This is a genomic window from Franconibacter sp. IITDAS19 (genome assembly GCF_023079515.1).
Lineage (GTDB): Bacteria > Pseudomonadota > Gammaproteobacteria > Enterobacterales > Enterobacteriaceae > Franconibacter > Franconibacter pulveris.
Map to the genome: position 1 here is coordinate 462,504 of NZ_JALJCP010000008.1, position 12,837 is coordinate 475,340.

A 12,837-nucleotide genomic window follows, 5' to 3' on the forward strand; every position below is an offset into this window, starting at 1 on the left:
AAAGTCGTCGCGCTCAGGGTTGAGGCTGCGAAACCTCAACTTCCACCGGCGTGGAAGCATTGAACTGAATCAGCGCGCTCTGGCCTGTCCAGTCCCCCGTCTGCGGTGCGGGCGTGCCCGCCTGCGAAATATGCACTTTAATAATTCCCTGACGCACCGAGGAAAGCAGCCTGTCCGGCATCATGGCGTTGGTATCGTCAAGAGTAAGTGTTAGCGGAAAATGTCCCAGCGGCAATTTTTTTGCCGCGACAGGCACTGCTGAAACGCCATCAGTGACGGAAACAAAGACTATCCCCTTCTCGGGTAAGGCTTTTTCCGCCTGCGGCGACAGCGTGATTTTAACAGCCACTTTCGCGTTGTCCATGCCGCTTTCCACTTTCGCCTGCGCGATGCTGCGCATGATAACCGCGCGGCGCTCATCGTCAGCAGGCAGCAAGCGCAGCATTATTTGCCAGGCGCCAATCGCTTCTTTATAACGCTGCTGCTCAAAAGCGCTGAAAGCGAGCAGGCCGAGCGCGCGGATATTGGTATGCTGTTGGGAAAGCACCTCCCGGAGCAATTTTTCGCCCTGCTGGTTATCTTCCGCATCCGACGAACGGGTAAGCACTTCAGCATAGTCGAGCTTCGCGTCAAGGTTATCCGGCGCCAGTCGCCAGGCGCGCTCAAAGGCCGCCGTGGCGGTGGAAGCGTTGTTCAGCACCATACCGATGCGCCCAAGCATCATCCAGCCTTCGGCGTTTTGCGGGTCATCCTGCAGACGCGTGCGCAGCCCAAGCCCCAGGCGCGCCATCTCTTCCATCGTCAGCGGTTTCGCGTCCGGGTCCATCACCCGCTGGATAAGCGCCGGCGTCTGTTGCGTAACCTGCTGCCATTCCAGCACGTGAGACAGGCTGGATGTTTTGATAAAAGCGCCAATGCTGACCGCCGCCAGCAGAATGACGCCTGGCAGCAGCGCCAGACGGCCGAAGGGGCGGTGTTTCGCAGGCTGCTGGTCGGGAATGTCCGCAAGCAAACTTTGTTGCAGCTCCACCACCATTTCTTCGCGCCCGGGGATTTTCTCCTCTTCCAGCTCGCGCAGGCGCGAACGGTAAAAGGCGCGGTTAAGCGTATCGCGATCGACCGCCGGGCGCCCGGCCCACGGGAAAAAGAGCAACGCCGAAACGGCCGCCAATAAAACAGCGATGACAGTAATCAGTAGCGTCATGGCAGGTTCCCTTTTTCATCGAGCAGCTTCGCCAGCCGCTGGCGTTCTGCTTCACTGAGCGCGCCCTGCGCGGCTCTTTTACGGCTGCGGCGAACAATCATCACTGCGCCGCCGAGAACAAACAAAGCAGGCAGCAGCCAGAGAATAATCGTACCCGGCGTGACCGGCGGTTCGTACGTCACAAAATGGCCATAGCGCGCCACCATATAGTCGATAATCTGCTGCTTGCTCTGCCCCTGCTGCATCAGCTCGTAGACCTTCTGGCGCATGTCGGCGGCGATCATGGCGTTAGAATCGGCAATGCTGTTGTTCTGGCATTTCGGGCAGCGCAGCTGTTCGGTAAGCTGGCGAAACTGCTGCTCCTGCGCTTCGTCTTTAAACTGATAGGTGTCGATGGCGGCCCAGGCGCTCAGGCTCAAAAGCAGGCCGACAAACAGCGCGAAAACGCGTTTCATGCGCCCGCCCCCTTGCTGTATTTCTCCCACAGCGGCTTAAGCTCGTTTTGCCAGACGCGATCGTTAAGATCGCCCGCGTGGCGGTAGCGAATAATGCCGTTGCCGTCGATAAGGAACGTTTCCGGCGCGCCGTAAACGCCCAGATCCAGCCCCAGCATGCCGTCGCCGTCGTAAAGACTCAACGCGTAAGGATTGCCCAGTTCGTTCAGCCAGTTCACCGCCTTGCGGCGGTCATCTTTATAGTTCATGCCGACGACCCGCACGCCCTGCGCGGCAAGGCCGTTTAAAAACTGGTGTTCGGCGCGACAGGTAGGGCACCAGGTCGCCCAGACGTTAAGCAGCAGCGGCTTGCCCTGCGTCAGTACCGCCTGGTCGTAAATTTTGCCCGGCTCGTTCAGCGACTCCAGGCGAAACACCGGCACCGGTTTGCCAATCAGGGCGGATTCCAGCGTGGTCGGATCATCGCCGCCCGCGTTGCGCACCAGTTGCCAGAGCAGCGCGCCCGCCAGCAGCAGAAAGAGGATAAGCGGGATAAACAGCACCTTGCGCTTCATTGCGCCTCCTTCAGGGTTTTACGCAGACGGTAGCGCGGGTCGAGCATGCACAGCAGGCCGCCAAGGGCCATCAACACGCCGCCGTACCAGATCCAGCGCACAAAAGGTTTGTAATAAAGCCGCACCGCCCAGCTGCCGTCATCCAGCGCTTCGCCAAGGGCGGCGTAGAGATCGCGCGTCAGGCCGCCGTCGATGGCCGCCTCGGTCATCATCATCCGGCTGCTGTTGTAATAGCGTTTCTCGGCATGCAGCGTGGCTTCAGGTTTGCCGTTGCGGGTAACATCGATAATGCCCACGCCGCCCCGCCAGTTGGGGCCTGTGGCGTCATGCACATCGCGAAAGACGAAGTGGTACTGGTGAATGTCGATACTGTCGCCCGCCTTCATGCGCACGTCGCGCTCAATGCTGTAGTTCTGGCTAAAAGCGATGCCGACCACCGTCACCGCCACGCCCACATGGCCCAGCACCATTCCCCAGTGGCTGCGCGAAAGCGTCGCCAGGCCGCGCCAGAAACCGTGGCGATGCGTGGCGCGCTCGTGCAGTTCCATCAGCGCCAGCGCCAGCACCCAACCTGCCATCAGCAGTCCTACAACCGTCATGGCCTCAATGCGATCCTGCATCAGCCACGGCAACAGCAGGGAAAACGCCACGGTCACCGCCAGCGCTACCGCCAGCCGTTTAACCAGCTTTTGCGGCTCGTCCCGACGCCAGCGCACCAGCGGCCCGATGCCGAGCAGCAGCGCGAACGGCGCCATCAGCGCGCTAAAGAGCGTGTTAAAGAACGGCTCGCCAATGGAGATGCTGCCAAGCCCCAGCTGTTTATGCACCAGCGGCAGCAGCGTGCCGAGTAAAACCACCAGCATGGCGGCAACCAGCAGCACGTTGTTGCCAAGCAGGAAAGATTCGCGCGACCAGAGTTCGTTGCTCACCCGCGCCCGAACCTGCCCGCCCTTCACGGCGTAAAGCAGCAGCGAACCGCCAATCACAATCACCAGCAACGCAAGGATGAACATGCCGCGCGCCGGGTCGGAAGCGAACGAGTGTACCGAAACCAGTACGCCGGAGCGCACCAGAAAAGTGCCAAGCAGACAAAGGGAAAAGGCGGTAATGGCGAGCAGCACCGTCCAGGCGCGGAAGCTGCCGCGCTTTTCGGTTACCGCCAGCGAATGCATCAGCGCCGTGCCCACAAGCCAGGGCATAAAGGACGCGTTTTCCACCGGGTCCCAGAACCACCAGCCGCCCCAGCCCAGTTCATAATAAGCCCAGGCGGAGCCAAGCACGATGCCGATGGTGAGAAAGACCCACGCCGCCTGCGTCCAGGGACGCGACCAGCGCGCCCAGGCGGTATCCAGCCGCCCGGCCATCAGCGAGGCGATAGCAAAGGCGAAAGCGACCGAGAAGCCCACATACCCCATATAGAGCAGCGGCGGATGGAAAATCAGGCCGATATCCTGCAACAGCGGGTTTAAGTCACGCCCGTCGATGGGGAAATCGGGCAGCGTGCGGGTGAAAGGGTTGGAGGTAAAGAGGATAAAAAGCAGGAAGCCAAAGGCTATCATCCCCATCACGGCGAGCACCCGCGCTACCGCGTCCTGCGGCATGCCGCGGCTGAAAATCGCCACGGCGAAGGTCCAGCCGCTCATCAGCAACACCCAGAGCAGCAGCGACCCTTCATGGGCGCCCCAGGTGGCCGCCACGCGATACCAGACCGGCAGCTCGCGGTTAGAGTTGCTCACGACATATTGCACAGTGAAATCGTTCACCACAAAAGCGTGCACCAGGATAAGGAACGCGCCGAGGATCGTGAAGAAGAGCAGCCAGGCGAGCGGGCGAGCAAGCGCCATCAAGCGCGTGTCCTGGCGCACAGCGCCCCACAGCGGGTAGACGCTCAGCAGCAGCGAAACGCCGAGCGCAAGGCAGAGCAGGTAGTTGCCAATCTCCGGCATCATGAGTGGTTATCCTTATAAGCTTCCGGCGGGCGCTTGTGGTTCTCCTGCATCGCCGCTTTCACTTCCGGCGGGGTGTAGTTCTCATCATGTTTAGCAAGCACCTCTTTGGCCGCCACCTGATTGCCCGCTTCCAGCACGCCCTGCGCCACGACGCCCTGCCCTTCGCGAAAGAGATCCGGCAGGATGCCGGTGTAGCTTACGTCTATCACGCCGCGGGCGTCGTAAAGCTTAAAGTGCACTTCCAGCGTTTTGCTGTCGCGCTGCACGCTGCCTGGCATCACCATGCCGCCGACGCGCAGACGCTGCCCCGGCTCCGGTTTTTCCTGCGCTTCGCCTTTGCCGTACAGAATTTCGCCAGGAGTATAAAAAAGATCGATATTCGAGCGCAGCGCATAGAGCACCAGCGCGATAGTAAGCCCTAACCCCATCAGTACCGCGACAGCGAGATAAAGGCGATTTTTACGACGAGCGTTCACTTATGCTTCCTTAACTTTTGTCTGCCGCGCCGCCTGAATGCGGCGTTCCCGCGCTTGCTGCCGGCGCACCTGCGCCAGCAGCGCCCGGCGCTGCCAGAGGGTATGCCCCACCAACAGCGCAAGCGAAATAAGCGTACAAGCGACCGCCAGCCAGACGTAAAAGGCATAGCCGCCCATGGCGAAAAAATCGCCCCAGCTGTTGAAAGCAGAGTTCATTGCGCGGCTCCTTTCCGGCTGGCAAGCGCCGCCACCCACGGACGACGACGCTCCTGAATAAGAATAAGATTGCGCAGACGCATCAGCGTCAGCGTCACAAAAAGCGCCAGGAAGCCGAAAATGGTCCAACGCAGCGGCATCCGCATAGAGGGGTCGATGGTCTGCTGCATATTGGTAGAGCCCTGGTGCAGGGTGTTCCACCACTCCACCGAGTAGTGAATAATTGGCAAGTTCACCACGCCGACCAGAATCAGGATGCCCGCCGCGCGGCCTGCGAGGCGGCGATCGTCAAAAGCGTTATAGAGCGCGATAACCCCAACATATAAAAAGAGCAGCACCAGTTCGGAGGTGAGCCGCGCATCCCAGATCCACCAGGTTCCCCACATCGGCTTGCCCCAGGCGGAGCCGGTCACCAGCGCGATAAAGGTATAAACCGCGCCGACTGGCGCCATCGCCGCTGCAACCAGATCTGACATTTTCATCTGCCAGACCAGCCCGATAAACGCCGCTATCGCCATTGAGGCGTAAATGCCCATCGACCACATCGCCGCCGGTACGTGCAGGTACATAATGCGATAGCTCTGCCCCTGCTGATAATCTGCCGGGGCGTAGACAAAGCCCCAGACGCAGCCTACCGCCAGCAGCGCAACGCTCAGCAACGCCAGCCACGGGATAAAACGGCCGCAGAGCGCGTAGAGCCGCTCCGGTTTAGCCAACTGATGTAACGCTTTCCACATGGTTATCGCTCACAAAACTTATCATGCCCGCTCCGGGCTGTTGTTATTGAATACTGATTCGCAGCGCCGCCGCCGTCGCGAACGGGCTTAAGGTGGCGCTGGCCGCCAGAAACGCGCCCAGAATCGCCAGGTAACCGTTCACCGCCATATGCATTGACGCCGCTTCCACCGCCGCGGTAGCGAAAATCAGCAGCGGCACGGTAAGCGGCAGCACCAGCAGGCTCAGCAGCACGCCGCCGCGCCGCAATCCCACTGTCAATCCGACGCCCGTGGCGCCAAGAAAACTCAGCGTCGGGGTGCCCAGCAGTAGGGTCAGCGTGAGCGTCGTGGCGCTTCGCATATCCAGCCCCAACAGCAGCGCAGCCAGCGGCGACAGCACAATCAGCGGCAGACCGGTGACCACCCAGTGAGCGGCCACTTTCGCGACAACCATTGCCGGCAGCGGCAACGGCAGCAGCATAAGCTGCTCCAGCGAGCCATCCTGCCAGTCGTCGCGGAACAGCCGCTCCATCGCCAGTAGCGAAGCGAGCAGCGCCGCCACCCAGACTGCGCCTGGCGCGACGCGCGAGAGCATCTGCGGCTCCGGGCCGATGCCTAACGGAAAAAGGGTAATGACGATAAGGAAGAACCACAGCGGGTTGATTATCTCCGCCCCTTTGCGCAGCGCCAGACGAAGCTCTCTCTGAAAGACCTGCCACATCATGCCGCCGCCTCCGGCGCATTAAGCGTAATACAGCGTAGTGGACAGTTCACAGGGCGCAAGGGCTGGTGGGTGGTGAGCACAACCGCGCCGCCGCGTGAGGCGTGGCGCTCCAGGCGGCGCGTCAGCGTTTCGATGCCGGCGACGTCGAGCGCGGTAAACGGTTCGTCCAGCACCCACAGCACGGCGTCGCTCAGCCACAGGCGGGCCAGCGCCACACGCCGCTGTTGACCGGCGGAGAGCTGCGCTACCGGCACATCTTCATAACCGACCAGGCCTGTCGCAGCAAGCGCCGCCCAGCGCGCATCCTGCGACAGGCGCGGATGGTAAAAACGCAGGTTTTCATCGGCGGTGAGCACCGCCTTCACGCCGGGCTGGTGGCCGAGCCAGAGAAGCTGATGATGAAAAACGTCGCGCTGGCGGCGGATGGGTTCGCCCTGCCAGCAGACGTTTCCCGATTCGGGGGTAGCGAGGCCGGTAAGGATACGCAACAGCGAGGTTTTCCCCGCCCCGTTGGCGCCTGCGATTTGCACTATCTCACCGGGCTGAACGGTCAGGCTCAGCGCTTCAAAGAGGACGCGTTCGTCACGAACGCAGGTGAGATGGTGTGCTTCCAGCATGGGCGCGCGGCTCCTTCTATTACAGGGAGGCGGCATAATAGCACAGCTGCGGCGCTGCCCAGAAATCCGGGGCGGCGATGCAGCCTACTCCAAAAGGAGTAATCTTAGTTTCAGGATCAATAATCGTCCGAATTTTCGCTTATCTGCGGGCAAAACGCATAAAAGCGCTACGCTTAGTGATAGCGATATTTCCTGTGGAGAGCTCTTATGGACAAAATTGGCGAAGATAAAATCGACGAATCCACCGATGAACTGGAAGTGGAAAGCGAAGAGAAAGAGAGCGGCGAAGAGATAGAGGTGAATGAGGAAGAGCTGCCTTCGCGAGCGATGGCTATCCACGAACATATTCGTCAGGACGGGGAGAAAGAGCTGGAGCGCGACGCGATGGCGCTGCTCTGGTCCGCCGTGGCAGCAGGGCTTTCAATGGGCGCCTCTTTGCTGGCGAAAGGGATTTTCCATGTGCATCTGGAAGGCATTCCCGGCGGCTTTCTGCTGGAGAGCCTGGGTTACACCTTCGGCTTTATTATCGTCATCATGGCGCGCCAGCAGCTGTTTACGGAGAACACCGTCACGGCAGTGCTGCCGGTGATGCACAAACCCACCAGTACGAACTTCAAGCTGCTGTTTCGCCTGTGGGGGGTGGTGCTGTTCGGCAACCTTATCGGCACCGGCCTTGCGGCGCTGGCGTTTGAGTTTATGCCGATTTTCGACGAAGCGACGCGTGATGCGTTCGTCTCTATCGGCATGGAAGTGATGCAGAACACGCCAGGCGAGATGTTCGCCAACGCGATTATTTCCGGCTGGATCATCGCCACCATGGTCTGGATGTTCCCGGCGGCGGGCGCGGCGAAAATTCTGGTGATCATCCTGATGACCTGGCTTATCGCACTGGGCAACACAACGCACATCGTCGTGGGTACGGTGGAAATTCTCTACCTTGTGTTTAACGGCACCATTCACTGGAGCGACTTTTTCTGGCCTTTCGCCCTGCCGACCCTTGCCGGCAACATTTGCGGCGGGACATTTATTTTTGCGCTGTTAAGCCATGCGCAAATTCGCAACGACATGGCGACGCAGAAAAAAGAGAAGGCCAACGCGCAGGCGAAAAGCGAGCGGGTTATCGCGAAAAAAGAGCAAGAGGCGCGACGCGCGGCGCGTTGAGCATTGGCGACAGAGTGAACAAACAGGCGGCGTGGCCCTTAACGCGAGGGTAAAAATCGGTATACTAACGCCGCCTTGTCCCCTTAGTTAAATGGATATAACGAGCCCCTCCTAAGGGCTAGTTGCAGGTTCGATTCCTGCAGGGGACGCCATTTTGTGATTTTCCCGCTTTTCATTTTTCAAGCCCTATACCCTTTCCCGCCTGGCTTTCTGCGCTCTTCTTGCTACTGCACTTTTAATCTGAACAATCTGTTTTGCTCGAAAATTCATAAAAAATGCGGGCACAATTCAGGAATTCTGCCCGCACGCCTAACTTCTTTTCTCAGCGACTATTTCGCACCCAAAGCGCACTATTTATCGCTCGGTCTCAGGCCGTTACGTCCCACCTCGCGAAATACCGCTTCAGTTTTTCAACGGTGTGGCGCCATTTCGGTGTAGTCGGTTTGCAGACGGTATTCTGGTTACCAAAGAAGCCCACCTCATTTACCGCATCCTGTTCACTACGGGTCTCAAGCCATTTTACCGGGACGAAATACTCTGACTTGTCAGGATCATCTGCATTCCGGCGGTACAGGCTGCCGTATTTAAGCGCATCCATCGCCAGTTTTTCGCCATCTTCTGTGCTGATTGTAAAACTGCGAGCAGGCTCAACGGCGCTCTGCACAATACCGACGCCCACATACCCCTTCGCCGGGATTTTTACCCAGACGCGGTCGCCGGGCTGGAGCTGTTTAAGCGTCTGGCTGTACCAGCTTCCGCCGCCCGCGCTAATAAACCCGTAGCGACGCGCTTCTTCCCAGACACGGCTGAGCGGGTCGCCAAACGAGACATAGAACTCACCGTTCCAGGGTTCCTTCGCACTGGCGCTTGTGGCAGTGGCCTGCGCGGCGTTGGTTTGCGTCTCGCCAGGGTCAATAAGCCAGGCGCGGCTCAGGAACTGCTCATCGCCGTGCTGGAACACTTTGAAGAACATCACGTTAATCGAGATACCATTTTTACTGAGATAATCCACGATGCGCTCGGTAGACGGGTCCAGCTCCGCCGCCACGATAATGATTTGATGCGACTGATTGAGCGACTCTTCTTCAAGCGCAGTGTTGAAACGCTGTTTAAAGGCATCACCCAGATTGCCGCCACCGGAAAATTTCTCGTATATCTGCGACAGACGATCGGCGGTTAAGTCATCCACCCACGAGGCATAATCCAACGCCTGCGCGACCACCTCACGGGGCGTGCGGTCGCGTTTTAGTTCAATCAGGATCAGCGACGCATCCGGCGCAATCGCCAGCAGATCGATACGCCCTTTATCGAGCGTATTTTCCTGATGGCCGATGATCATCCACTGATCAGAGAGGATAGTGGGATCGTTTAAAATCATCTTCTCCAGCAGTTGCTCGCTGGCGAGTTTGCTGATAGTTAGCGGCTGAGGGTTCTCCCCCACCCGCCAGATAGCATGATGAACCGGCATCGTCTGTTCCTTAGTTTAATGCTGCGTCAGTGAGCGCATCCGCCAGGTGGAGCTGGGTTTGTTGGGCGGATTGGAGGCGGGATTTGAGTAGATCCAAAAGAGAAAATAATGCTTCCACTTTTCTAACAACTCGTTCGAACTCATTAAGTGGCGGGCATGGCACAAGTACTTGGCTAAGAATATCTAAATTAATATTTTTTTGAGCTGTTGAGGGGGCATATTTTTCTAATGACGACTTAATTGTTCTCATAAAAAAATCGAAATATTCAACAGGGATCTCTGAAATAAATGGGGAGTAGCCCACAACACTATCAGGAAAACAAGCGTCAAACTCTAATATCCCCGAGTCTGCAATGTTTGCAGCGATAGTGATACATAAAGTCCCTTTCGGCCATAATCGGCTTTGCTTAACGCCCAATTCATTATACAACGCCGTAAAGGTCTTAATAATCCCATTCGAACGTGAAACATCTCCTGTTTGCACTAAAGGATATTTACCATCTACGTATAATGCAGGGTCATTTCTAGGTCGGTGCTTAGATTTACCTCTAGATAATTCACCAAGATCAGGCAGCCGACACCACTCCCACCCCTGCGGCAACTCAAACGGCTTTTCCTCATCACTCACTGGCGGCAACGGCTTTTGTTTTTTGATTTTTCCTTCTTTCACCAGTTGCGCTTTTTCCTCCTCAATACGTTTAAGCAATTCGGAAGCCGGTTCGTCGTTAGGATCTTGCGGCACCAGTTTACCCATAACCGCCAGTTGCAGAATGGTTTGCTTAAGCGCATCGATGCTCGATTCGGTGGTAAACAGTGTGTCGAAATGCTGGCTGATTCGCGCCCAGTTTTCGGCGAGTTCTTCGGCATGTTGGCTCTCGGTCAGCGTTGCCAGCAGGGTTTCCACCAGTTTCTGATGGGCATCCAGACTGGTCAGAGATTGCTGCTCCAGTTGGTCGCAGAGGGACATGAGTTCGTTGACTTTGCAGACAATTCGCTGCTGCTCAGCAAATGGTGGAATAAGAATGAATGTTTCACGCACTTTATCTGCATTAAGGTTCAATACAACTGCGCCAGACGCTTTCTCTTTAAAAGCTTTTATAATAAATGGTGAAGACAGCAATTGGTAAAGAAAATCTTTATCTAATAATGATGGAGGGGAGATTCTTAACCAACCATCATGTATGCAACCTTCGATAAGAGTTATATAAGGACGTCCAAAGCTCATTGAATTTGTAAGAAGAAAATCTCCAGGGTATACCATGCGTGTTTTGTGAAGACCGGATGGCTTGATTTTCTCATCGGCAGAAGAAATATATTTACCTCCAATATCGGTATCGCCAATCTTTATCCAATTAAGGCCGCCTTCATCAGTAGTTATATAATCTTTAATAGGTCTAGGTGACCCACCTCTTTCTATTTCAGAGATGTCTCCAAACCTCACCCACTCCCACCCCTCCGGCAGCTCAAAGGGTTTTTCATCCTCACTAATTTCCGGCAACGGCTTTTGCTTTTTAATTTTCCCCTGCTTGACCAGTTCCGCTTTCTCATCAGCAATACGCTTTAACAGCTCTGACGCTGGCTCATCATTCGGGTCCTGCGGCACGAGTTTGCCGCGTACCGCTAGTTCCAGAATCAGCTCGCGCAGTTTCTTAATACCATAGAGGTCGATTTTGCCGTTACTGCCGCGCCCGGCCATGGAGCGGGTTTGCAGCGCAGAGGACCAGATATCGATATGGTCGGTGATCAGCTTCTCAACGGTCATCAGTTCGCCTCCTTGTTACCCGCCAGGGCGGCACCGAGAATATCGCGTAGCTGGTTACGCAGCTCGCTGATTTCCGCCTGCTGTTTCTGGTGCTGCGTCAGCAGTTCATCCGGATCGTGGCTGATGGTTTCACCCTGATACGGGTTCTTGATATCAAGGTTGAAGTTACGGGCGATGATGTCGTCGATGCTGACTTTCCACGCCTGATTGTTCTCTTCGCGGCTGGTAAAACCGTCAGCTTCACTGCCCCACCAGTCGATTTCCGCCTGGAACTCTTCAAACTTCATCGGCTTGGTTTTGCTGTAGTTCTTCACGCCGTCCGGGTATGGATGCTCATAGAACCACACATCCTTTGTTGGCTGACCTTTGGTGAAGAACAGAATGTTGGTTTTGATACCGGTGTACGGGTTAAACACACCGTTCGGTAACCGCACGATGGTGTGCAGATTGCACTCTTCGGTGAGCAGCTTTTTGATTTTGGTTTTCACGCCTTCACCAAACAGCGTGCCGTCTGGCAACACCACCGCGGCACGGCCTTTATCGGCCAGCACTTCGATAATCAGTTGCAGGAACAGGTCAGCGGTTTCACGGGTCTGCATCTCTGCCGGGAAGTTCTTCTCAATGCCGTCTTCTTCAGTGCCGCCAAACGGTGGGTTGGTAACAATCACATCAATTTGCTCATCCCAGGAAGAGAGAGGCTTGTTGAGCGTGTTGTCATGACGGATTTGCACCGGTACCTCAATGCCGTGCAGCAGCATATTTGTGGTACACAGCAGGTGCGGAAGCTGTTTTTTCTCGACGCCATGGATCTGCTTTTGCAGCGTTTTATGGTCTTCGGTGGTGTTGACGTAATGCTCTTTCACATGGTCGAACGCGCAGGCGAGGAAGCCGCCGGTGCCGCACGCCGGGTCCATAATCGACTCGCCGAGTTTCGGATCAATGCGGTTGACCATAAAACGCGTTACGGCGCGCGGAGTGTAGAACTCACCCGCATTCCCGGCACTTTGCAGGTCGCGCAGGATCTGTTCGTAGATATCACCAAACAGATGACGTTCCTGGCTGCTGCTGAAGTCGATTTCATTGAGCTTGTTGATCACCTGGCGCAGTAACGTACCGTTCTTCATGTAGTTGTAGGCATCGCTGAACGCCTGCTTGACGACATAACCACGCGGGTTCTTATCGATCGGCGCGGTGAGGTTTTTAAGCGTCGGGAACAGATCGTCATTCACAAATTCCAGCAACGCATCACCGGTGATGCCTTCGCTGTTCGCCGCCCAGCTACGCCATAAGTAGCGTTGCGGGATCGGGAACTGGTAGTCATCCTGCTCCAGTTCCAGCTCTTCTTCCTGGGTATCAAAAATCTTCAAAAACAGCAGCCATGAAAGCTGCCCCAGACGCTGGGCATCGCCGTCCACACCGGCGTCTTTACGCATAATGTCCTGAAGGGATTTAATGACTGAGCTAATCGACATGTTTTCTTTCCATACTTAAAAAAAAGATGCCACCGGACGCAGACGCGGCCAGTGGCAATGTAT

General features: G+C 56.6%; 13 protein-coding genes and 1 tRNA gene. 2 read left to right on the forward strand and 12 right to left on the reverse strand.

Features of this window, described 5'->3' with window-relative positions:
* Positions 1-13 precede the first annotated feature (13 nt).
* The 9 genes from ccmI to ccmA are packed head-to-tail and all read right to left on the reverse strand — an operon-like array spanning position 14 to position 6,911.
* On the reverse strand, positions 14-1,204 hold the full coding sequence (ccmI, locus tag MT962_RS19250; protein WP_247366231.1) for a c-type cytochrome biogenesis protein CcmI: 1,191 nt from the start codon (positions 1,202-1,204) through the stop codon (positions 14-16).
* Positions 1,201-1,659 carry a cytochrome c-type biogenesis protein gene (locus tag MT962_RS19255; RefSeq protein WP_247366232.1) on the reverse strand — a complete coding sequence of 153 codons (459 nt, stop codon included), beginning with the start codon at positions 1,657-1,659 and terminating at the stop codon, positions 1,201-1,203. Before MT962_RS19255 ends, ccmI begins: the two co-directional genes overlap by 4 nt.
* Positions 1,656-2,213, reverse strand: a complete 558-nt coding sequence (dsbE, locus tag MT962_RS19260; RefSeq protein ID WP_024558511.1) for a thiol:disulfide interchange protein DsbE — start codon at positions 2,211-2,213, stop codon at positions 1,656-1,658. Before dsbE ends, MT962_RS19255 begins: the two co-directional genes overlap by 4 nt.
* Positions 2,210-4,162: a heme lyase CcmF/NrfE family subunit gene (locus MT962_RS19265; protein ID WP_247366233.1), complete on the reverse strand. Its 1,953-nt coding sequence runs from the start codon at positions 4,160-4,162 to the stop codon at positions 2,210-2,212. The genes dsbE and MT962_RS19265 overlap by 4 nt, the downstream gene beginning before the upstream one ends.
* Positions 4,159-4,638, reverse strand: coding sequence for a cytochrome c maturation protein CcmE (gene ccmE, locus MT962_RS19270; protein ID WP_024558513.1), 480 nt, complete (start codon positions 4,636-4,638; stop codon positions 4,159-4,161). Before ccmE ends, MT962_RS19265 begins: the two co-directional genes overlap by 4 nt.
* Positions 4,639-4,854, reverse strand: a complete 216-nt coding sequence (gene ccmD, locus MT962_RS19275; protein ID WP_024558514.1) for a heme exporter protein CcmD — start codon at positions 4,852-4,854, stop codon at positions 4,639-4,641.
* Positions 4,851-5,591 carry a heme ABC transporter permease gene (locus tag MT962_RS19280; protein WP_024558515.1) on the reverse strand — a complete coding sequence of 247 codons (741 nt, stop codon included), beginning with the start codon at positions 5,589-5,591 and terminating at the stop codon, positions 4,851-4,853. The genes ccmD and MT962_RS19280 overlap by 4 nt, the downstream gene beginning before the upstream one ends.
* 43 nt (positions 5,592-5,634) lie before the next feature.
* Entirely contained in the window at positions 5,635-6,294 is a 660-nt protein-coding gene (ccmB, locus tag MT962_RS19285; RefSeq protein WP_247366234.1) for a heme exporter protein CcmB, read from the reverse strand.
* On the reverse strand, positions 6,291-6,911 hold the full coding sequence (ccmA, locus tag MT962_RS19290; protein WP_247366235.1) for a cytochrome c biogenesis heme-transporting ATPase CcmA: 621 nt from the start codon (positions 6,909-6,911) through the stop codon (positions 6,291-6,293). Before ccmA ends, ccmB begins: the two co-directional genes overlap by 4 nt.
* 207 nt (positions 6,912-7,118) lie before the next feature.
* Here ccmA and MT962_RS19295 point away from each other — a divergent pair, with 207 nt between their 5' ends.
* Together MT962_RS19295 and MT962_RS19300 are read left to right on the forward strand one after the other, a co-directional pair.
* Positions 7,119-8,072, forward strand: a complete 954-nt coding sequence (locus MT962_RS19295; protein ID WP_247366236.1) for a formate/nitrite transporter family protein — start codon at positions 7,119-7,121, stop codon at positions 8,070-8,072.
* Between the two features lie 77 nt (positions 8,073-8,149).
* Positions 8,150-8,224 (forward strand) — tRNA-Arg (locus MT962_RS19300).
* Positions 8,225-8,439: 215 nt separating this feature from the next.
* Here the strand turns inward: MT962_RS19300 and MT962_RS19305 are convergent.
* Genes MT962_RS19305 through MT962_RS19315 form a run of 3 tightly spaced genes read right to left on the reverse strand, consistent with a single transcriptional unit; the run spans position 8,440 to position 12,774 of the window.
* The gene (locus tag MT962_RS19305) at positions 8,440-9,540 is read right to left on the reverse strand and encodes a nuclease (protein ID WP_247366237.1); all 1,101 of its coding nucleotides are present in this window, start codon (positions 9,538-9,540) and stop codon (positions 8,440-8,442) included.
* Between the two features lie 10 nt (positions 9,541-9,550).
* On the reverse strand, positions 9,551-11,302 hold the full coding sequence (locus tag MT962_RS19310) for a restriction endonuclease subunit S (RefSeq protein WP_247366238.1): 1,752 nt from the start codon (positions 11,300-11,302) through the stop codon (positions 9,551-9,553).
* A complete protein-coding gene (locus MT962_RS19315; protein WP_247366239.1) occupies positions 11,302-12,774 on the reverse strand; it encodes an N-6 DNA methylase in 1,473 nt (490 codons plus the stop codon). Before MT962_RS19315 ends, MT962_RS19310 begins: the two co-directional genes overlap by 1 nt.
* Positions 12,775-12,837: the final 63 nt, after the last annotated feature.